Here is a 19,947-nt window from a genome sequence, read left to right as displayed (position 1 = left end):
GGTGCCGTGCCGCTAGCTGTTCGGAGGCCTGATACGTCCGGACGGATCGACTTTCGCTACCCTGAGTGACGTACTACGCGCCGAGGGCGATCCAGGTGGCCCGGTTGACGACGCCGGTCACCGGCAGGCGGTGCGTCCGCTGGAAGATCTTCACCGCGTTCTGGGTCTTGGTGGCGAACGTGCCGGTCACGGTGGGCAGCTTCAGCCGCCGCTGCAGCGCGGTCACGGCCGCACCCCTCGAGCCGACCTTCAGCGTCGTGTTCCGGTACTGGGCGAGCGCGTTGGCGGGCTTCGCCGGGCCCGCGGCAGGCTTCGCGGCGGGCTTCGCGGGGCTCGAGACGGGCTTCGCGGGGCTCGAGACGGGCTTCGCGGGGCTCGCGGCGGGCTTCGGAGGGCTTGCCGCGGGCGTCGCCGGGGCCACCGGCGTGGTGGGCTTGGCGGCCGGGGCGCCGGGCTTGAGCGCGGCCAGCAGCACGCGCCAGGTCGCCGCGTCGACCACACCGTTGGCCGGCAGCCCGTGCGTCGACTTGAACTGCGTCACGGCCTCGGTCGTGCTCGCTCCGAACGACCCGTCGGCGCTGAGCCCCAGCCCGGTCTGCAGTGCCTTCACCGCGTTGCCGCTCGCACCGGCCTGCAACTGCGCGCCGGAGAACTTGACCAGGCCGGCGTAGGCGGCGCCCGACCCCGCGGGAGCGGTCAGCTTCGCGTACGAGGCGCACCGGGTCGGGTTGACTCCACGGTAGGGCGCCGCGTAGTTGAGGTCCGACGTCCGGCACGGCCCGTAGTCGTTCGCCGCGACCGACCCGGTCCAGTACGAGGTCCGCTTCATCGCGCCGGCCCAGGAGAGGCTGAAGTGCACGTGGTCGCGGTGGCACGTGGTGTCCCACCCGGCCTCGGGGTGCGACGCGCAGGTCGAGTACGGCTTCCAGACCTGGTTGTAGCTGCCCCAGATCTTCCCGTCCCAGATGACGTACATGACGCCGAGCCGGCGGGCGTTCGCGAACTTGTTGCCGGCGGCGTCGGTGGCGAACAGCCAGTCGAGCACCGCGGTGGCCTGCGCGGCCTGGGTCGGCTTGCGGATCGAGTTCATCCAGTCGACGGCGCGACCGTCGTAGTGCTCGCTGTTCATCGTCCCGGTGCAGCCGCGCGTGACGCCGTACGACGTGTCGGGGTACGTGGTCTTGAGCAGCGTGCCGAGCGCGATCGAGCCGGGCTTGTCGACCCACTCGCAGGACGACTGCGCCACGTACGGCGCCAGGGCCTCGATGCCGGTCGGCAGGCTCGCCGGCGCGGCCGGGGTCTTCGCGGCCGGCGTCGCGGCGGCCGCGGCGACCGGGGCGACGCCCAGGCCGGTGGCCACGGACAGGGCGAGCGCGGCTCCGAGGGCACGGACACGGCGGCGAGTCGTCGAGATCGTCACGGTGACCTCGTCGGCGCCGGACGGGTGCGGGCTGAACCGAACGGCGGTCACGCACCCGTCGCACTCCCGTGTGCTCACCGAGCGTCACGACAACCGGACGAATCGGGCGGGCAGCCCTATGACTGCCTCAAGATTTGGGATCGGGCCTGCCGCCGGGCCGCACGCTGCGCTTAGGGTCCGCACAGATGGGTCGAAGCTGAAGGGTGGGGGCCGGGGTGGACGGGTACGCGGCTGCGGCGCAGTACTACGACCTGCTGCACGCGGAGCGGTCGGCCGCCAGGGCGTCGGCGTTGCTCGCGGCGGTCGGGAGCGAGGTCACCCACGGTGTCCTCGACCTGGGCGCCGGCACCGGGTCGGCGTTGGCCGCGCTGGCCGCCGAGGTGCCCGAGGTACCGATCGTGGCGGTGGAGCCGTCGGTGGGGATGCGCACGGCGCTCTACGCCCGGCTGGCGGCGGATCCGGCCCTGCGCGCACGCACCACCGTGCTGCCGGAGAACGCCGAGCGCTTCACGGTCGCGGAGTTCGCCGACCTGGCCGTCTGCCTCGACACCAGCCCGGCGTTCCCGCCGCCGTACCGGCCCGACATCTGGGAGCGGGTGCGTGACGCGCTCGTCCCCGGTGGGTTGTTCCTGCTCGACGAGCCGCGGCTGACCGAGCCGGTCGTGCAGCAGCCGCGTGAGCTCGGCCGGGCCACCGTGGGGACGCACACGGTCGTCGGGTCGGTGCGCGGAGAGCCCGCCGGCCAGCGGCAGTGGTGGGAGTACCGGTACACGGTGCTCGACGCCGAGGGTGAGGTCGTCTCCGAGGCCGAGACCGAGTTCTACACCTGGCCGGTGACGCCCGACGAGCTCCGCGAAGAGCTCACCGACGCGGGCTTCGTCGTCAAGGACGGCCTGGACGTCGGGGGACCGGTGATCCAGGCGCGCCGCTAACGGCGCCGGACGGCCTCTTCCACGAGGTCCAGGACCGTGCCCAGCTCGCCGGCGGGACGGCCCATGGCCAGGTGGAGCACCAGGCCGTCGAGGGCGAGCTCCAGGAACCGCTGGAGCGTCTGCAGGTCCACGTCCTCGCGCAGGACGCCGGCCTCGCGCTGGCGTACCAGGCGGTCGTGGGTGGCCTGGGAGATCGCCTCGGACCGGGCCGCCCAGCGCGCCGCGAAGTCCTTGTCGGTGCGCAGGCGCCGGGAGACCTCGAGCTGCGTGCCGAGCCACCCCGCCTGCTCGGGGCTGAACTCGTCGTCGAGCAGGTTGCGCATCACCTGCACGAGACCCTGCTCGGCGACGACCGCGGCCATCTCGGCGGCGTCGTCCTCGGCGACCGCGAGGAACAGCGATTCCTTGTCGCGGAAGTGGTGGAAGATCGCGCCCCGGGAGAGACCGGTCTCCTCCTCCAGGCGCCGCACGGTCGCGCCCTCGTACCCGTGGCGGGCGAAGCAGGCCCTGGCGCCGGCGAGGATCTCCTGCCGTCGGGCGTCGAGGTGCAGCTGGCTGACCTTGGGCATGAACCGATCGTGACAGCCGACTCGAATTCTTGCAATCCGTACGTCTGGTTTACAAAGCGAGGGACCCCGCCGACGGCGGGGCCCCTCCAGTAAAGACGATCAGCCGAGCAGGCTGCGGAGCACGTACTGCATGATGCCGCCGTGCCGGTAGTAGTCGGCCTCGCCGGGCGTGTCGATCCGCACGACCGCGTCGAACTCCACGCCGGTGTCGGTGGTGACCTTCACCGTGCGCGGCGTCGAGCCGTCGTTCAGGGCCGTCACGCCGGCGACCGAGAACGTCTCCTCGCCGGTCAGCCCGAGCGACTCGGCCGACTCCCCGGCCGGGAACTGCAGCGGCAGCACACCCATGCCGATCAGGTTCGAGCGGTGGATGCGCTCGTACGACTCGGCGATGACGGTACGCACGCCGAGCAGCGCCGTGCCCTTGGCCGCCCAGTCACGCGAGGACCCCGAGCCGTACTCCTTGCCCGCCAGCACGACCAGCGGCGTACCGGCCGACGCGTAGTTCTGCGCGGCGTCGTACACGGTCGTCACCGAGCCGTCGGCGGAGAAGTCCCGGGTGAAACCACCCTCGGTGCCGGGAGCGATCTGGTTGCGCAGCCGGATGTTCGCGAACGTGCCGCGGATCATCACCTCGTGGTTACCGCGCCGCGATCCGTACGAGTTGAAGTCGCGCCGCTCGACGCCGTGCTCGGTGAGGTACTTACCGGCCGGCGAATCCGCCTTGATCGCCCCGGCGGGGGAGATGTGGTCGGTCGTCACCGAGTCGCCGAGCTTCAGCAGCACCCGGGCGCCGTCGATGTCGGTCACCGGCGTCGGCTTCTCCGGCATGCCCTCGAAGTACGGGGGCTTGCGGACGTACGTCGACTCGGTGTCCCACTCGAACGTGTTGCCGGTCGGCGTCGGCAGGTTCTGCCAGCGCTCGTCACCCGCGAACACGTCGGCGTAGTCACGCGAGAACATCTCGCTGTGGATCGCGGAGGCGATGACCTCCTCGACCTCCTGCGGCGAGGGCCAGATGTCGCTCAGGTACACCGGCTTGCCGTCCGACCCCGTTCCCAGCGGCTCGGTGGTGATGTCGATGTCCATCGAACCGGCCAGCGCGTACGCCACGACCAGCGGCGGCGACGCCAGGTAGTTCATCTTGATGTCGGGGTTGATCCGGCCTTCGAAGTTACGGTTGCCGGAGAGCACCGCGGACACCGCGAGGTCGGCCTCGTTGATCGCCGCGGAGATCTCGTCCTGCAGCGGGCCCGAGTTGCCGATGCACGTCGTGCACCCGTAACCGACCAGGTTGAACCCGATCTTGTCGAGGTACGGCGTGAGCCCGGCGCGGTCGTAGTAGTCGCTGACGACCTTCGAACCCGGGGCCAGCGTCGTCTTCACCCACGGCTTGCGGGTCAGGCCGCGCTCGACGGCCTTCTTGGCCAGCAGCGCCGCGCCGATCATCACCGACGGGTTCGAGGTGTTCGTGCACGACGTGATCGCGGCGATCGTCACCGCGCCGTGGTCGAGTTCGAACGTGGTGCCGTCGGCCATCGTGACCGAGGTCTTCTTCGAGGGGCGCTCCGACCCCGGTGCGCCGTGGTGCGGCTTGTCGGCCTCGGTGTTGCGCCCGTTCGCCGGCGAGTCCGACGCCGGGAAAGACTCCTCGGAGGCCTCGTCGGCCGGGCCGTACTGCGCGACGTCGTCGACGTAGGTGCGGATGTCGCCGCGCCACTGGGACTTCGCCTCGGCCAGCACGATCCGGTCCTGCGGGCGCTTCGGGCCGGCGATCGACGGGACGACCGTCGCCAGGTCCAGCTCGAGGTACTCGGAGAACACCGGCTCGACCGACGGGTCGTGCCACATGCCCTGCTCGCGGGCGTAGGCCTCGACCAGCTTCAGCTGCTGCTCCGGACGCCCGGTCAGCCGCAGGTAGTTCACGGTCTCGGCGTCGATGGGGAAGATCGCGGCGGTGGAGCCGAACTCGGGGCTCATGTTGCCGATCGTGGCCCGGTTGGCCAGCGGCACCGCGGTGACACCCTCGCCGTAGAACTCGACGAACTTGCCGACCACACCGTGCTTGCGCAGGATCTCGGTGATCGTCAGCACCAGGTCGGTGGCGGTGGTGCCCTCGGGCAGCTCGCCGTTCAGCTTGAAGCCGACGACCCGCGGGATCAGCATGCTCACCGGCTGGCCGAGCATCGCGGCCTCGGCCTCGATGCCACCGACGCCCCAGCCCAGGACGCCCAGCCCGTTGACCATCGTGGTGTGCGAGTCGGTGCCGACGCAGGTGTCGGGGTAGGCGGTCTTCGCCTCGCCGCGGACCATGACCACGCGCGCCAGGTGCTCGATGTTCACCTGGTGCACGATGCCGGTGCCCGGCGGCACGACCTTGAACTCGTTGAACGCGCCCTGGCCCCAGCGCAGGAACTGGTAGCGCTCGAGGTTGCGCTGGTACTCCAGATCGACGTTGCGCGCGAACGCGTCCGGCGCGCCGAACACGTCGGCGATCACCGAGTGGTCGATGACCAGCTCGGCCGGCGCCAGCGGGTTGATCTTCGCCGGGTCGCCGCCGAGCTCCGCGACGGCCTCGCGCATCGTGGCGAGGTCCACCACGCACGGAACGCCGGTGAAGTCCTGCATCACGACCCGGGCGGGCGTGAACTGGATCTCGGTGTCCGGCTCGGCCTGCGGATCCCAGTTCGCCAGCGCGCGGATGTGATCGGCGGTGACGTTCGCGCCGTCCTCGGTCCGCAGCAGGTTCTCGAGCAGGACCTTCAGCGAGTACGGAAGCTTCGCGATCTTGTCCTGGAGACCTTCGACGGCGCTGAGCCGGAAGATCTCATAATTCTCGTCGCCGACCGTGAGCGAGCCGGCCGACCCGAAACTGTCGATGCGCGGGGGGGAGCCCTCTGACACGTCGCACTCCTTCGTCGGTTCTCGTCGCCAGTCTCGCCTACCGGTCACGCTCCGCTGCAGGCGGCTGGCCTCTGGCATTAAAACCGTACGTCCGTCTTGCATAGTACCCGATGCGGCCGACGTCTTGTATTCGGCTTACCCACTCGACCTGGCTTCTGTCGGTTCACCGCGATGATTACGCCGACCGGGCGGGAGCCCGGCCCGTCCGCGTCCGACGCGTGCCGGCCCGGGCCGAGTCGTCCCGCTCCACCGTCGTGGCGACCGAGCGCGCCTCGCGCCCGGTCACGGCGCCCGGGCGCTCCCGATCGCCTCGACGGGCCACGGGAGATCCGCCCGGAAGGTCGCGTGCCGCACCGTGCCGACGGGTCGGCGGGGCCCGGGTCGTCGGCGGATCTCCCGCTCGGGCCGGACGCCCGCTCGTTCGGCGCAGCGGCCGCCGCCACCCCGTCGAGGGGTCAGAACTCGGACCAGTCGGGGTCGGCGGGGGTGCCGGTGGTCTGGAGGTTGGCGTCGTAGTCGCTGCCGAACCAGTCGGTGCCGATCAGGAACGCGCGGTCCAGGCCTGCGTCGATGCCGTAGAGATAGGCGCGGTGCGGGCCGTCCTCCAGGGCGAAAGCCTTCGTCGTGCACTTTCCGGGCGTCACCGTCTGGGAGCGGGACCTGTCGCGGAACACCGCGTAGCTCGCGTACGAGCCCCGGGCGCAGAGCGTGAACCGACTCCCGTACCGGGTTCCGGTCGGGGAGGCCGACGCGGACGCCGAGATCTGCTGCTGAGCGGCCGACGACGGCTCCGGAGCCTCCCGCGGGGTCGACGAGCACGCCGCGAGCACCAGCACGGTCAGCAGAGCACAGGTACGCACACCATCAGCGTGCCCGTTTCATACACCAATGAACGTTTATTCCACCGTGTAATCGGGCGATTCGATCGTGCCGATCGCGGTGACCTTGCCGTCCGCGCCGATCTCGTCCTCGCCGACCTCGAACGGCGTCGTGCCCTCGAGGCCGTAGATCTTGACGCTGTGCTCCTCCTCGTCCGCGAGGGCCTGCGTCACGCACTTGCCGGGCTGCGCGGTCGCGCTCTTCTTGTTGCCGTCGTCGGGCAGCACGACGTAGGTGGCGTACTTGCCGGTCGCGCAGAGCTGAAACGACGCGGCCGCAGCCGGGTCACCCGCCGCGGGATCGGCCTCCGAGGCGTCCTCGGCGTCGGCCGCCGCCTCGGTGACGTGCGGTTTGGCATTTGTCGCCTCCGCGTAGGCGACCGAACCGCCGATCACGAGCAGGGAGACTACGGAGAGGACCGGAAGGGCCCAGGACGTGGCACGCACGTTCTCCATCTGACCACGTCCGGGGCTCGCAGACCCCATCCTGTGCGGGTTCCTACGCCATCCTTAACCTGGAACCCGTCGGTCAACCGGGCAGACGGACCCCGGCGGCCCGCTCGGACGCCATCCACGCCTCGACGTCGTCGGCCGCCCGGGGCAGCCCCGCCGAGAGCACTTCCGCGCCGTCCGCGGTCACCAGCACGTCGTCCTCGATGCGGACGCCGATGCCGCGGTACTCCGCCGGCACGGTCAGGTCGTCGGGCTGGAAGTAGAGGCCCGGTTCCACGGTGAGGACGTTGCCCTCGGCCAGCACACCATCCAGATAGGTCTCGGCCCGCGCCTTCGCGCAGTCGTGGACGTCGAGCCCGAGCATGTGCCCGGAGCTGTGCAGCGTCCAGCGGCGGTGCAGCCCCACCTCGTCGTCGAGCGACTCGGCCGCCGGTACCGGCAGCAGCCCCCAGTCGGCGAGCGCGCCCGCGATCACCCGCATGCACGCCCGGTGGATCTCCCGCCAGGACACACCCGGACGGATCACCGCGATCCCGGCCTCCTGCGCGGCCAGCACGGTGTCGTAGACCCGGCGCTGGACCGGCGAGAACCGCCCGCTCACCGGCAGGGTGCGGGTGACGTCGGCGGTGTAGAGGTGCCGGTTCTCGACACCGGCGTCGAGCAGCAGCAGCTCACCGGGGCGGCAGACGCCGTCGTTGCGCCACCAGTGCAGCGTGCAGGCGTGCGCGCCGGCGGCGGCGATCGTGCCGTACCCGATCGTGTTGCCGTCGTGCCGGGCACGCAACCCGAACACGCCGTCGACCAGGCGCTCGGAGGACTCGCGGTCGGCCGGCAGCGCGCGCACGACGTCGGCGAAGCCGCGGACGGTCGCGTCGACGGCGTCCCGGAGCTGGGTGATCTCCCACTCGTCCTTCACCAGCCGCAGCTCGTTGAGCGCGGCGACCAGCTGCCCGTCACGCAGCCCGTCGTCGGTGGCGGCCACGGCGGCGTCGACCTGAGCGTCGTAGCCGCGCACCACCCGGGTGGTGGCGGGATCGAGCTCGCGCAACGCTTTGTCGAGCCCGTCGAGCGACACGGTCTCCACGCCGAGCGCGGCCGACCACTCGCCGGCCGTCCGGCGCCCCCCGACCCAGAGCTCACCGCCGCGGCTGCGGAAGAACTCGTCGGACTCCCGCGACGCCCGGACCCGGACGTAGAGCGTCGCGCCGCCCGGGCCGGCGACCAGGACCGCGTCCTGCTCGTAGCAGGTGGTGAGCCAGGCCAGGTCGGAGCCGGGGCGGAACTCGTAGGAGGAGTCGTTGCTGCGGACCTTCGCGGTGCCGCTCGGTACGACGAGCGTCTCGCCCGGGAAGCGCTCGGCCAGCCGGGCGCGGCGCGCGGCGGTGAACGCGGCGGCGGCGTCGGGTTCGCGCGGACCGGCGACCGGATCGGCCCACCCGGTGCGCATGAACTCCGCCAGCCGCTCGGGGACCGGGAGATCGTGGCTCGCGGTGGTGACCGCCGGGTCGGTCTCGGCCAGCTCGCCCTCGAGTTGATTCTCGGTCATGCCCTCGAAAGTACCGTGCACCTGCGGCGATCGAGTAGCCCGTGCCCGCGCGCGGACGGAGTGGGCGGACAGTGGAAAAATAGCCGCCATGTGCGGACTGCTCACCTACGTCAGCGCCTGTGGCGACGCCTCCCATCGCCGCAACGGCCTCGCCAGTGCGCTGGAGAGCATCCACCACCGCGGGCCCGACGAGACCGGCGTCGTGGTCTCCGGCGACGACGTCGTCCTCGGCTTCAAGCGCCTCTCGATCATCGACGTCGAGAACTCCCACCAGCCGCTCGAATACGCGGACGGCCGGTACGTCATCACGTTCAACGGCGAGATCTACAACTACCTCGACCTGCGCAAGCAGCTGTCCGAGGTCGGCGCGAGCTTCGCCACCGAGGGCGACACCGAGGCGATCGTCGCCGCGTACCACTACTGGGGCCCGGAGTTCGTCGGCAAGTTGCGCGGCATGTTCGCGTTCATCATCTGGGACCGGTTCGAGCGCACCGCGTTCGCCGCCCGCGACCAGTTCGGTATCAAGCCGCTGCACTACATCACGGCCGAGACCGGCATCTACGTGTCCAGTGAGAAGAAGGCGCTGCTGCCGTTCTCGCACGCCGCGGCGTCGGGCGACAGCGGTCTCGACCCGGCCGGGCTCTCCTACTACCTGACGCTGCAGTACGTGCCGGAGCCCGGCACCCTGCACAAGGACATCCAGCGGCTGGAGTGCGGCGAGTCGCTGACCTGGAAGCCCGGGCAGCCGGTCACCCGCAACCGCTACTTCAAGCCCGACTTCCGGCCGACGCCGACCGACAGCCCCGAGCGGCTCTACGCCGAGATCCGGGACGTGCTGCGCGAATCGGTCGGCCTGCACCTGCAGAGTGAGGTGCCGGTCGGGTCGTTCCTGTCCAGCGGCATCGACTCGACCGCGATCGTCGCGCTGGCCCGCGAGCACAAGCCCGACATCCTGACGTTCACGGCCGGCTACGAGGTCGACGGGTACTCCGAGATCACGGTCGCCGAGCAGTCGGCCAAGTGGCTCGGCGTGCGCAACATCCCCGCGCTGATCACCGCGAACGACATGATGGACTCGCTGCCGCGGATCGTCTGGCACCTCGACGACCCGGTCGCCGACCCGGCGCTGGTGCCGCTGTACTTCGTCGCCAAGAAAGCCTCCGAGCACGTGACGGTCGTGCTCTCCGGCGAGGGCGCGGACGAGTTCTTCGGCGGTTACGGCATCTACCGCGAACCGCTCTCGCTCAAGCCGATCACGTCGCTGCCCGATCCGCTGCAGAAGGGCCTGCGCGCGGTCAGCAAGGTGATCCCCGAGGGCGTGAAGGGCAAGAGCTTCCTGGAGCGCGGCACGACGCCGCTGGCCGAGCGCTACTACGGCAACGCGCGGATGTTCACCGAGGCCGAGAAGCAGAAGCTCATGCGCCACTACGACCCGGCGTTCCAGTACACCGACGTCACCGAGCAGCACTACCGGGACGCGGCGTACCTCGACGAGGTCACCCAGATGCAGTACATCGACCTGTTCACCTGGCTGCGCGGCGACATCCTGGTCAAGGCCGACCGGATGACGATGGCCCACTCGCTCGAGGGCCGCGTGCCGTTCCTGGACATCGGCGTGTTCGACGTCGCGCGGAAGATCCCGCAGGAGCTGAAGGTCACCAGCAAGGGCATCCGGAAGTTCGCGCTGCGGCAGGCGCTCGAGCAGGTCGTGCCGCCGCAGATCGTCAACCGGCCGAAGCTGGGCTTCCCGGTGCCGACGCGGGTGTGGCTCAAGGGCGTCATGTACGACTGGGCCCGCGGCATCCTGGCCGACTCCAAGGCCGACGACCTGCTCGACCTGCAGTACGTCGACCAGCTGCTGCAGGCGCACCGGGCGGGGGAGGCCGACAACTCGCGCAAGGTGTGGACCGTGCTGGTGTTCTGCGTCTGGCACTCGATCTTCGTCGAGGGACGCATCGACCCCCGCCCGGCGCCCGCCGAGTCCGCCCTGCTGACCAAGCGGGCCGTGCGCCAGCGCTAACTCACTGCAGCTGGCCGTTCAGGAAGTCGTAGGCACGCTGGACGGCCAGCTCGGACCCGAAGGGCGCCTTCGCGGCCACCTCGGCGGCGGGCGCGTGGTCGCGCCAACCATCCCGGCAGGCCCACTCGAGCGCGGTCAGGTCGGCGTGCTGGGCCCGGACCTCGGCCAGGCTCATCGCGACGCCGTGGCCGGGAACCACCGTGCCGGGCGCCAGCTCCACGAGCGCGGCGACCGTACCGGCCCACTCCAGCGGCCACGAGTCGTCGAACGAGGGCGGCGCGCCGTTCTCCACGATGTCGCCGGCCACCACCACGTCGGCGTCGGGCACCACGATCACCAGGTCGTTGTCGGTGTGGGCGCGGCCGAGGTGGCGCAGGCCCACGGCACGGTCGCCGAGGTCGAGCGTGGCTTCGCCGGAGACCTGACGGTTCGGGCCGCGCAGCGTGACCCCGCCCACGTCCGGGATCGACGCGTACTCGGCGGCCACCTCGGCCACCCGGGCCGCGCCCCCGTCGGCGGCGATCCAGCGCTCGTACCGGGCGACGCACTCGGTGTGGGCCCAGATCTCGGTGCCGGCGTCCGGGGCCAGCACCGCGTTGCCGTAGCAGTGGTCGAAGTGGTGGTGGGTGTTGACGACCCGCCAGGGCAGCGGGGTGACGCGGCGGACGGCGTCGGCCAGCTCCCGCGCCTGCGCGTGCGTCGAGAGCGTGTCGACGACGAGCGCGCCCGCGCCGCCGACCACGAGCACCGCGTTGACGTCCAGCACGGGCTGGCGCCACACCAGCACCCGGTCGGCCACCTCGACCCAGTCGGTCATCGCACTCCCTCGTCCGTGGCCGGGACCGCGCCGCGGCCGGCCGGATCCTGATCGTCGGAGCGCCCGGCCACCGGGAGCCGGGCCAGGAACCGGGCGCGGTCGACCGCCGCGCGCTCCACCGCGACCTCGGCGACGACCCGCCCGTCCGGAGCGTCGCCCTGGTCGTCGGGGTACCCGGCCTCGACGTCGTCGTGGACCACCACGGCGAACCGCAGTGCCCGGCCGTCGACCGTCTCCAGCGTCGCGGTCGCGGTCGCCGTCGCGCCGATCGGCGTCGGCAGCCGGTGGGAGAGCTCCACCCGGACGCCGACCGACGTCGTCTCCGCCGGCAGGGCCTCCCGGAGAGCGTCGACGGTGGCGGCCTCGGCCAGCGCGAGCAGCCGGGGCGTCGCGAGCACCGGGACGTCACCGGACCCGACGGCCGCCGCGGTGTCGGCGTCGGTCACCGTGAGTGCGGCACGACCGGTCAGCCCCAGCGGCAGGTACATGCCGCGAAGCCTATTCGGTGGGCCGGCCGGCGACCCGCGGGAGGCGGGTGCTCGGTCCCGCGCGGCGTCCGGAGTAGTCTCCGCACAGAAATTTCGGTGACTGACGTCCACCGGACACGCACGTACGGCTGGCCCTCGGCGTCGTGTACGCATAGCGTTTGTGCGCATGAGGGACGGGCAGGCGGTCGCGGGCTGGATCGCGGACGCAAATCGGGTGACCGCACTGACAGGTGCGGGAATCAGTACCGATAGCGGCATTCCAGACTTTCGTGGACCAAACGGTTTGTGGACCCGCAATCCGGGCGCTCAGCGCCTGTTTACGTTGCGGGACTATGTGTCCGATCCCGATATCCGGCGGGAGGCCTGGCAGATCCGCCGGGCGCACGCCGCCTGGACGGCCAGACCGAACGCGGCGCACTACGCGCTCGTCGATCTGGAGGCCGGCGGTCGGCTACGCGCGGTGATCACTCAGAACATCGACGGGCTGCACCAGCTCGCCGGCACCAGCGAAGACCTGGTGATCGAGGTGCACGGGTCGCTCTACGAGGTGGAATGCCTCTCCTGCGGCTCCCGGTTCGCGATGTCCGACACGCTCGAGCGCGTGGCCGGCGGCGACGAGGACCCGGCCTGCCTGCGCTGCGGCGGCATTCTCAAGGCGGGCACGATCTCGTTCGGTCAGCCGCTGGTACCCGAGGTGTTCGCGAAAGCCCGGGCCGCGGCCGCGGACTGTGATCTCTTCCTCGCGATCGGTACCTCGCTGTCGGTGCAGCCGGTCGCCGGGTTGATCGACGTCGCCAAGAAACAGGGCGCGAAGATCGTGATCCTGAACGCGGAACCGACCCCGTACGACGAGGTCGCGGACGCGAAGCTGTCCGAGCCGCTCGGCACGCTGCTCCCGCGTCTGGTCGGGGGCGGATCGTCCCGGGCGGCGTCCGCGGGGTGAACTCCGGCCGTCCGGTGAGGTGCCGGGCGGCTGTACCCTCGTCCGGGTGATCTTGGAGGACACCGCCACCCAGCCGCCGGAGCCGAAACCCGAGACGAGGAGTCGTCTGCGGGAGTTGTTCTCCAGCCGCCGGGTGTCGGTGCCCGTGTTCGTCGTCGCGTTCGCGGTGTACTGGTACTTCGTCGGGTTGCCCACCGACCCGATGCTCGCCGCGATCTGGCTCTGGATGGGCACGATCGCGTTCCGGCCCGAGCAGCCGTGGCGCTACCACCTCGGGTTCGCGCGGGACTGGATCCCGATCGTCCTGCTGCTCGTCGCGTACGACTTCAGCCGCGGCCTGGCCGACAACGGCACGGCGCCGCACGTCACCGAGATGATCCACGCCGACGAGTGGCTGTTCGGCGGCACCCTGCCGACGCTCTGGGCGCAGGAGCACCTCTACGACGCCGACCAGATCCACTGGTGGGACGTCCTGGCGTCGTTCACGTACTTCTCGCACTTCGTGGTGTGCCTGACGATCGCGGCCGTGCTGTGGTTCCGCAGCCGGCCGCGGTGGGCCGCGTTCATGCGTCGCTGGTTCACGCTCACCGCCGCCGGGCTAATCACGTACTTCGTCTATCCGGCCGCGCCGCCGTGGTGGGCGCACGAGCACGGGTACATCGCCCAGGAGGTCGTCCGGATGTCCGGGCGGGGCTGGGAGGCCATCGGCCTGCACGGCGGCTCGAAGCTGCTGGCGGTCGGGCAGTCGATGTCGAACCCGGTCGCGGCGATGCCGTCGCTGCACTCGGCGTTCGCGATGTGCGCGGTGGCGTTCTTCCTGACCCGCGTGAAGAAGCGCTGGATCCCGCTGCTGCTGGCGTACCCGGTGCTGATGTCGTTGACGCTCGTGTACACCGGTGAGCACTACATCATCGACGCGATCGTCGGGTACGCGTACGTCGGGATCGTGTACCTGGTGGTGTGGCTCGGCGAGCGGTGGTGGGCCCGGCGCAGCGGGCGCCGGGTCGGGGAGGCGGCCGAGTCCCTGCTCCGGGCGGCGGCTCCGGCTGCTCCGGCCGCGAGCGACGCGGTGTCCGCGGACGCCGCGGCGGCCGAGGTGGGCGCCGCCCCGGCGATCCCCCACGAGGAGACTGCCGCTCCGCGGGCGGAGACCGCCGACCCGGTCAAACGCTCCACTACGGACTGACGCGCCTCGCACCCGTCCGGGGGTGGCCGGCGTCGCACGGGCGCGACCGGCCCGGCGACGACCCTGATCGAGCTCCGGCTCAGCGCGACGCGGTCGGAGGCTCCGCGGCCGAATCCCGATCGGCCGCAGCGGGCTCGGCGGACCCCTCGGGGATCGTGGGTGCGGCAGGTTCCCCGGCTGCGCCGTTCCGATCGGGTCCGGCCGACTCCGCGGGCGCGGGCTGTTCCGTGGGCTCGGGAGGCGCGGACTGTTCCGTGGGCTCCGGGTTCGTGGCGGGCTCCGCGGGGGTGGGGCTCGCCACGGCGGTGGCCGGGGACGGGGGCTCGGCCGGGGTTGCCGTCACCGGGGCGGGGGTGCGGTGGGCCCTGGCCAGGTCCACCAGCCGGGTCGCGACGTACCCGGCGTCCGCGGTGGCCTGGTGGAGCACCGTCGGCGTGGTGTGACCGCCGGCCGGGTCGAGGTGCACCGAAGCCAGATCCAGCGACCGCTGCCATGGCCCCTGTGAGATCCGGACGCTCTGCGCGCGGGCGAACAGCGCGACGTCGTGCCGCGCGGTCAGCCACCCGGACCGCGTCACCAGCGCGACGTCGGTGATCGCGTACGCGAGGCGGCGGTGCTGGAACGGTGCGCGCTTGCGGGCCCGCGGCGGCGCCGGCGTGAGCCCGAGCGCGTCCGGCCCGGCCGCCGGCACCGCCGGGAGCACGGCGTGCAGCACCGCGAACGCCTCCTCGGCCGACGCGACCGGCACGAGCGCGCTGCGTCCGCTCTCCTGCTGCCCGCCCTCGCCGTACCCGGCGACGTCGATCTCGATCCGCACCCAGCCGAACGGCCGCCACAGCAGCGGCCGCCGGATCCGCACCGCCTGGATCCGCGAGATCGGCACGGTCTGGTTCCGCACGTCGAGCATGCCCCGGTGGACGCGCAGCCCGTCGGCGTCGCGGCCGACGGTGAACCCCCACTCGCCGAGCAGCCGCCGCACCGGCACCTGGATCAGGCCGACGATGCCGGAAACGAACGTGAAGACGGTCGCGGTCGACGGGTCCTCGCTGGTGAACTCCAGGATCGGGAAGACCAGCAGGAGCGGGGCCGAGAGCGTGTTGAACGTGAGCAGCTGCGAGAGGATCAGCAGCTTGTGGTTCACCTTGAACAGTCCGCCGACCGCGGTGGTCACCGCCGGGGCGTCGGCCGGTTGCTCGGCGTCGCCCTCGGGGGACGCGACCGCGCGGGCGGGTGCGCCCGCGTCGGCGGCGAGCCGGAGCAGGTGGACCCGGAGCCGTTCGGCCTCGCCGATCGTGAGGTAGGCGAGCGGCGCTTCGGCGTCCTTGCCGCCGCCGACGACCTCCATCCGTACCTCGGCCAGCCCGAACGGGCGGGCCAGCGCGGGCCGGACCACGTCGACGGCCTGGACGCGCTCCAGCGGGATCGTGCGCTGGCGGCGGGAGAGGATGCCGTCGCGGACGTGCAGTTCGCGCGACGCGACCCGGAAGCCGGTGAAGCGCCAGGCGATCCAGGCGACGACGAACCAGCCGAGCACGATCACGGCCGCCGCGATCGCGACCGCGCGCCAGCCCGCGGAACCCCACGCCTGGTACGAGACGAGCGCGCCGACCACACCGATGCCCCGCGCGCCCCGGATCAACGGGCTCAGCGGGTGCAACCGCCGGAACTCACCGTCGACCGCCTCGGGAGCGAGCGCCGGCCCCGGCCCCGCCGGAGAAGGCACGCTACCCGGGCCGGTCGGGGAGGGGCCGGTCACAGGCCCGCGGCCCGGGCCTCGCCGAGGGCGGCCAGGCGGTCGCGGAGGCGGGCGGCCTCCTCGGTGGGCAGACCGGGGATCGCCGCGTCGGAGGCGGCGGCCGCCGTGTGCAGCTGGACGGTGGCGATGCTCAGCGCCCGTTCGAGCGGCCCGGCTTTCACGTCGACGTACTGCATCCGCCCGTACGGCACCACCGACAGCCGGCGGACGAGGATGCCGTGGCGCACCAGCAGGTCGTCGTCGCGCTCGGCGTACCCCCAGGACCGCACGCTGCGGCTGACCGCGGCCAGACCCCAGCCGATCGCGCCGAGGCCGAGGACGGCGATCGTCCACGGGAGCCAGGTGACGTCGGTCCAGATCGCGGTCGAGGCGACGGCGGCGACGATCGGCACCAGCAGGGTCAGCAGCCCGGCGCGCCGGACCCAGGCCAGGCGGGGGCTGACCGGCTGCCAGGGAGCGTCTTCCGGCCAGAGCGCCGGGTTCGTCGATACGGGGGCCGCCATGGGTTCAGCCTAGTGGTGAACGCCGAATACGGCCGTCAGCGCGCCAGCGGCTCGACGCCGAGGAGGAAACCGCGCAGGTCGAGGAAGTTCGACAGGTGTTCGCGGTGTTCGTCGCAGGCGACCCAGGTCTTGCGGCGGTCCGCGGTGTGGAGTTTGGGGTTGCGCCAGACGATCAGATGCTGCGCCGGTTGCCGACACCCCTTGGCGCTGCACACCACGTCGTCCACGAAATTTCCCCCAGACACAAAGCGACGCCAGGCGACCACGGGGGAAGCCGCCTGACGTCGCCTGAATCTTACACCGCGCCGTGCAGGCGCTGTCCAGATCCGAATTCTGTTCACGATTGGTCAGTCGGTGCCGCGAACGGCGACCAGTCGCTTTCGCCTGGCAGAGTAGGAGCCGACAAACCCGGCGGACGAGAACCTGGCGGAGGCGATCGGTGTCCGAGCAGCACACACCGGCGGAAGACGCGACCCAGCTCGAGCGGACCCTGTTCGAGGTCAAGCGGGTCATCGTCGGTCAGGACCGAATGGTCGAGCGGATGCTGGTCTGTCTGCTCGCCCGCGGGCACTGCCTGCTGGAGGGCGTACCCGGCGTGGCGAAGACGCTCGCGGTCGAGACGCTGGCCCGGGTGGTGGGCGGCACGTTCGCCCGCATCCAGTTCACGCCCGACCTGGTGCCGGCCGACATCCTCGGCACCCGCATCTACAAGCCGAGCAGCGAGGCGTTCGACGTCGAGCTCGGCCCGGTGTTCGCGAACTTCCTGCTGGCCGACGAGATCAACCGGGCGCCGGCCAAGGCGCAGTCCGCGTTGCTCGAGGTGATGGCCGAGCGGCAGGTCTCGATCGGCGGGCAGACCTACAAGCTGCCCAACCCGTTCCTGACGCTGGCCACGCAGAACCCGATCGAGCAGGAGGGTGTCTACCCGCTGCCCGAGGCCCAGCGTGACCGGTTCCTCATGAAGGTCGTGGTGGGATACCCCACCGACATGGAGGAGCGCGAGATCGTCTACCGGATGGGGGTCAACCCGCCGGCCGCGGAGACGGTGCTCAGCCCCGAGGAGCTGATCCGGCTGCAGACCACGGCCGACAACGTGTTCGTGCACAACGCGCTAGTCGACTACGCGGTGCGCCTGGTGCTCGCCACCCGTACGCCGGCCGAGCACGGGCTGCCCGACGTCGCGCAGTGGATTTCCTACGGTGCCTCGCCGCGGGCGTCGCTCGGGCTGGTGGCCGCCACCCGGGCGCTCGCGTTGATGCGCGGGCGCGACTACGCGCTCCCGCAGGACGTCGTGGACCTGGCGCCCGACATCCTGCGTCACCGCCTGGTGCTCTCCTACGACGCGATCGCCGACGGGGTTCCGCCGGAGCACATCGTCCAGCGGGTGCTGGAGACCGTGCCGCTGCCGACGGTCTCGCCGCGCCAGCAGGCCGACCCGCGGCCGATGTCGTCGGCGCCCGGGTCGCCGGCCGTGCCGGTGGCGTCGTTCGCCGCGCAGCAGCCGGCCTCGTGGCCCACGGCGTCCGGCAACGCCGGGGAGCGGCCGGCGTGATTCGGCTGGCCCGGCGCGCGGCCGCGCCGCAGGCGCAGGCACCCGCGGCGGATCTCGTCGCGGAGACCGCGGCGGCCGAGGCGGTGCTCAAGCGTCTGCAGCTGACGATCACGCGCAAGCTCGACGGGCTGCTGCTCGGCGACTACCTCGGGCTGCTGCCCGGGCCCGGCAGCGAGGCGGGGGAGAGCCGCGAATACCGCGCCGGTGACGACGTCCGCCGGATGGACTGGCCGGTGACCGCACGCACCACCGTGCCGCACGTCCGGCAGACGATCTCCGACCGCGAGCTCGAGACCTGGCTCTGCGTCGACCTCTCGGCCAGCCTGGACTTCGGCACCGCGCGGTGCGAGAAACGTGACCTCGCGATCGCGGCGGCCGCGGCGATCGGGCACCTCACCGTCCGGGGCGGCAACCGGGTGGGTGCGGTGGTGACGAACGGTGAGTCGCTCAAGCGGCTGGCAGCCCGGCCCGGCCGGATGAACGCGCACGGCATGCTGCGCCGGGTCGCGCTGACGCCCCGCGCACCGGCCGGCGGCACCGCCGACCACGCGAACTATCTGGCCGACGCGATCGACGCGCTCAACCGGCCCCCGCGCCGGCGCGGGCAGGCCGTCGTGATCTCGGACTTCCTCACCGACGACATCGTGCAGTCCGACTCGCCCGGCGAACCGGCGTGGGAGCGGCCGATGAAGAAGCTGGCCGTCCGGCACGACGTGCTCGCGATCGAGATCGTCGACCCGCGTGAACTCTCGTTGCCCGCGGTCGGCGTGCTGACCGTCGTCGACCCGGAGAGCGGCGCCGTGCACGAGGTCTCGACCGACGCGAAGGTGCGGAAGGCCTACGCGGACGCGGCCGCGACGCAGCGGGGCGCGATCGCGGGTGCGCTGCGCCGGGCCGGTGCGGCGCACCTCCGGCTGGCCACCGACTCCGACTGGCTGCTCGACATCGTCCGGTTCGTGGCCGCGCAACGGCGCGGGCGAAGCAGGGGGACCACCCGATGATCCGTTTCCTCAACCCGTGGTGGCTGCTCCTGCTCGTGGCGGTGGCGCTGCTGGCCGCCGCCTACGTCTGGGTGCAGCTGCACCGGCGGACGTACGCGGTCCGGTTCACGAACGTCGCGCTGCTCAAGTCGGTGGCGCCGAAGGCACCCGGCTGGCGGCGTCACCTGGGTGCGACCGCGTTCCTGCTGTGCCTGCTGGTGCTGGCGCTCGGGATGGCCAAGCCGTCGACCGACGTCAAGCAGCCGCTGGAGCGCGCGACGATCGTGCTCGCGCTCGACGTCTCGCTCTCGATGCAGGCCACCGACGTCGACCCGGACCGGATCACGGCGGCCAAGGCGGCGGCGAAGCAGTTCGTCGAGGAGCTGCCGGAGAGCTACAACCTGTCGCTCGTCTCGTTCGCGAAGAGCGCCACGGTCGTGGTGTCGCCGACGAAGGACCACTCGCAGATCAAGTCCGCGATCGACGGGCTGGAGCTGCAGGAGTCGACCGCGATCGGCGAGGCGATCTACGCCTCGCTGCAGGCCGTCCAGTCGGTGCCCGCGGACGGGGCCAGCGGTGCGCCGCCGGCGCGGATCGTCCTGCTCTCCGACGGTTACACCACGTACGGCCGGCCGAACGAGGAGGCCGCGAAGGCCGCGTCGACCGCGAAGGTGCCGGTCTCGACGATCGCGTTCGGTACCCAGGAGGGCATCGTCGACCTGAACGGCACCCGGACGCCGGTGCCGGTGGACCGGGACGCGCTGCAGGCCATCGCCCAGCAGACCGACGGCCGCTTCTACTCCGCGGTGACCGCGCAGCAGCTCAAGGACGTCTACCGGGACCTGGGCAGCTCGATCGGTTACCGGACGACGCCGCGGGAGATCACGCAGTGGTTCGTCGGAGCGGCGCTGATCTTCGGGTTCGCGGGCGCGGCGATGAGCCTGCTGTGGACTTCGCGGCTGCCCTGACCTGCGGGGCTGAGTCGGTCACCGGTAGCCTC

18 protein-coding genes are annotated in these 19,947 nt (G+C 71.8%); 7 read left to right on the top strand and 11 right to left on the bottom strand.

Going from position 1 to position 19,947, the window contains the following annotated elements:
• Positions 1–73: 73 nt before the first annotated feature.
• Positions 74–1,471 carry a peptidoglycan-binding domain-containing protein gene (locus CRYAR_RS30925; RefSeq protein WP_035856824.1) on the bottom strand — a complete coding sequence of 466 codons (1,398 nt, stop codon included), beginning with the start codon at positions 1,469–1,471 and terminating at the stop codon, positions 74–76.
• Between the two features lie 152 nt (positions 1,472–1,623).
• Between CRYAR_RS30925 and CRYAR_RS43885 the strand changes: the two genes are divergently transcribed.
• A complete protein-coding gene (locus tag CRYAR_RS43885; RefSeq protein ID WP_084701154.1) occupies positions 1,624–2,352 on the top strand; it encodes an SAM-dependent methyltransferase in 729 nt (242 codons plus the stop codon).
• Here the strand turns inward: CRYAR_RS43885 and CRYAR_RS30915 are convergent.
• The 5 genes from CRYAR_RS30915 to CRYAR_RS30895 all read right to left on the bottom strand — a co-directional run bounded on the left by CRYAR_RS30915 (position 2,349) and on the right by CRYAR_RS30895 (position 8,702).
• Positions 2,349–2,921 (bottom strand): TetR/AcrR family transcriptional regulator, encoded by a 573-nt coding sequence (locus CRYAR_RS30915; protein ID WP_035856823.1) that lies wholly within the window; start codon positions 2,919–2,921, stop codon positions 2,349–2,351. The two genes, CRYAR_RS43885 and CRYAR_RS30915, sit on opposite strands and share 4 nt — an antisense overlap.
• Positions 2,922–3,020: 99 nt before the next feature.
• Positions 3,021–5,801 (bottom strand): aconitate hydratase, encoded by a 2,781-nt coding sequence (locus tag CRYAR_RS30910; RefSeq protein WP_035868274.1) that lies wholly within the window; start codon positions 5,799–5,801, stop codon positions 3,021–3,023.
• A gap of 479 nt (positions 5,802–6,280) precedes the next feature.
• A complete protein-coding gene (locus CRYAR_RS30905) occupies positions 6,281–6,685 on the bottom strand; it encodes a hypothetical protein (RefSeq protein ID WP_035856822.1) in 405 nt (134 codons plus the stop codon).
• 36 nt (positions 6,686–6,721) lie between these two features.
• Complete coding sequence (locus tag CRYAR_RS30900) at positions 6,722–7,159, bottom strand: hypothetical protein (RefSeq protein ID WP_035856821.1); 438 nt, start codon at positions 7,157–7,159, stop codon at positions 6,722–6,724.
• A 73-nt stretch (positions 7,160–7,232) separates the two neighbouring features.
• Positions 7,233–8,702, bottom strand: a complete 1,470-nt coding sequence (locus CRYAR_RS30895; protein ID WP_035856820.1) for an aminopeptidase P family protein — start codon at positions 8,700–8,702, stop codon at positions 7,233–7,235.
• An 88-nt stretch (positions 8,703–8,790) separates the two neighbouring features.
• Here CRYAR_RS30895 and asnB point away from each other — a divergent pair, with 88 nt between their 5' ends.
• Positions 8,791–10,722, top strand: coding sequence for an asparagine synthase (glutamine-hydrolyzing) (asnB, locus tag CRYAR_RS30890; RefSeq protein ID WP_035856819.1), 1,932 nt, complete (start codon positions 8,791–8,793; stop codon positions 10,720–10,722).
• Position 10,723: 1 nt separating this feature from the next.
• On the opposite strand, the gene CRYAR_RS30885 is transcribed toward asnB, so the two are convergent.
• Positions 10,724–11,539, bottom strand: a complete 816-nt coding sequence (locus CRYAR_RS30885; RefSeq protein WP_035856818.1) for an MBL fold metallo-hydrolase — start codon at positions 11,537–11,539, stop codon at positions 10,724–10,726.
• Complete coding sequence (locus tag CRYAR_RS30880) at positions 11,536–12,027, bottom strand: thioesterase family protein (protein WP_051571160.1); 492 nt, start codon at positions 12,025–12,027, stop codon at positions 11,536–11,538. Before CRYAR_RS30880 ends, CRYAR_RS30885 begins: the two co-directional genes overlap by 4 nt.
• A gap of 166 nt (positions 12,028–12,193) precedes the next feature.
• On the opposite strand from CRYAR_RS30880, the gene CRYAR_RS30875 reads away from it, so the two are divergent.
• The gene (locus CRYAR_RS30875) at positions 12,194–12,970 is read left to right on the top strand and encodes an SIR2 family NAD-dependent protein deacylase (RefSeq protein ID WP_035856817.1); all 777 of its coding nucleotides are present in this window, start codon (positions 12,194–12,196) and stop codon (positions 12,968–12,970) included.
• 46 nt (positions 12,971–13,016) lie between these two features.
• A complete protein-coding gene (locus tag CRYAR_RS30870) occupies positions 13,017–14,156 on the top strand; it encodes a phosphatase PAP2 family protein (RefSeq protein ID WP_211247723.1) in 1,140 nt (379 codons plus the stop codon).
• A gap of 79 nt (positions 14,157–14,235) precedes the next feature.
• Here the strand turns inward: CRYAR_RS30870 and CRYAR_RS30865 are convergent, their stop codons facing one another.
• From CRYAR_RS30865 to CRYAR_RS30855, 3 genes are read right to left on the bottom strand one after another with little or no spacing between them, the layout of a single operon-like run.
• Positions 14,236–15,879, bottom strand: coding sequence for a PH domain-containing protein (locus CRYAR_RS30865; protein ID WP_051571159.1), 1,644 nt, complete (start codon positions 15,877–15,879; stop codon positions 14,236–14,238).
• A 29-nt stretch (positions 15,880–15,908) separates the two neighbouring features.
• A complete protein-coding gene (locus CRYAR_RS30860; protein ID WP_035856816.1) occupies positions 15,909–16,415 on the bottom strand; it encodes a PH domain-containing protein in 507 nt (168 codons plus the stop codon).
• Between the two features lie 35 nt (positions 16,416–16,450).
• Positions 16,451–16,660, bottom strand: a complete 210-nt coding sequence (locus CRYAR_RS30855) for a hypothetical protein (protein WP_035856815.1) — start codon at positions 16,658–16,660, stop codon at positions 16,451–16,453.
• A gap of 194 nt (positions 16,661–16,854) precedes the next feature.
• On the opposite strand from CRYAR_RS30855, the gene CRYAR_RS30850 reads away from it, so the two are divergent.
• From CRYAR_RS30850 to CRYAR_RS30840, 3 genes are read left to right on the top strand one after another with little or no spacing between them, the layout of a single operon-like run.
• Complete coding sequence (locus tag CRYAR_RS30850) at positions 16,855–17,967, top strand: AAA family ATPase (RefSeq protein ID WP_051571158.1); 1,113 nt, start codon at positions 16,855–16,857, stop codon at positions 17,965–17,967.
• A 5-nt stretch (positions 17,968–17,972) separates the two neighbouring features.
• Positions 17,973–18,968: a DUF58 domain-containing protein gene (locus CRYAR_RS30845; RefSeq protein ID WP_084701997.1), complete on the top strand. Its 996-nt coding sequence runs from the start codon at positions 17,973–17,975 to the stop codon at positions 18,966–18,968.
• A complete protein-coding gene (locus tag CRYAR_RS30840) occupies positions 18,965–19,915 on the top strand; it encodes a VWA domain-containing protein (RefSeq protein WP_035856814.1) in 951 nt (316 codons plus the stop codon). Before CRYAR_RS30845 ends, CRYAR_RS30840 begins: the two co-directional genes overlap by 4 nt.
• Positions 19,916–19,947 lie beyond the last annotated feature (32 nt).

Source organism: Cryptosporangium arvum DSM 44712 (genome assembly GCF_000585375.1).
GTDB classification, from domain to species: domain Bacteria; phylum Actinomycetota; class Actinomycetes; order Mycobacteriales; family Cryptosporangiaceae; genus Cryptosporangium; species Cryptosporangium arvum.
The sequence above is the reverse complement of the archived record's forward strand: the minus strand, read 5'-3'. Positions and strand labels throughout refer to the sequence as shown.

Bases quoted from the DNA above. Each gene is read 5' to 3' on its own strand.
- CRYAR_RS30915 (WP_035856823.1), bottom strand. From the start codon at position 2,921: ATGCCCAAGGTCAGCCAGCTGCACCTCGACGCCCGACGGCAGGAGATC.
- CRYAR_RS30900 (WP_035856821.1), bottom strand. From the start codon at position 7,159: ATGGAGAACGTGCGTGCCACGTCCTGGGCCCTTCCGGTCCTCTCCGTA.
- asnB (WP_035856819.1), top strand. From the start codon at position 8,791: ATGTGCGGACTGCTCACCTACGTCAGCGCCTGTGGCGACGCCTCCCAT.
- CRYAR_RS30880 (WP_051571160.1), bottom strand. From the start codon at position 12,027: ATGTACCTGCCGCTGGGGCTGACCGGTCGTGCCGCACTCACGGTGACC.
- CRYAR_RS30885 (WP_035856818.1), bottom strand. From the start codon at position 11,539: ATGACCGACTGGGTCGAGGTGGCCGACCGGGTGCTGGTGTGGCGCCAG.
- CRYAR_RS30840 (WP_035856814.1), top strand. From the start codon at position 18,965: ATGATCCGTTTCCTCAACCCGTGGTGGCTGCTCCTGCTCGTGGCGGTG.
- CRYAR_RS30895 (WP_035856820.1), bottom strand. From the start codon at position 8,702: ATGACCGAGAATCAACTCGAGGGCGAGCTGGCCGAGACCGACCCGGCG.
- CRYAR_RS30875 (WP_035856817.1), top strand. From the start codon at position 12,194: ATGAGGGACGGGCAGGCGGTCGCGGGCTGGATCGCGGACGCAAATCGG.
- CRYAR_RS30860 (WP_035856816.1), bottom strand. From the start codon at position 16,415: ATGGCGGCCCCCGTATCGACGAACCCGGCGCTCTGGCCGGAAGACGCT.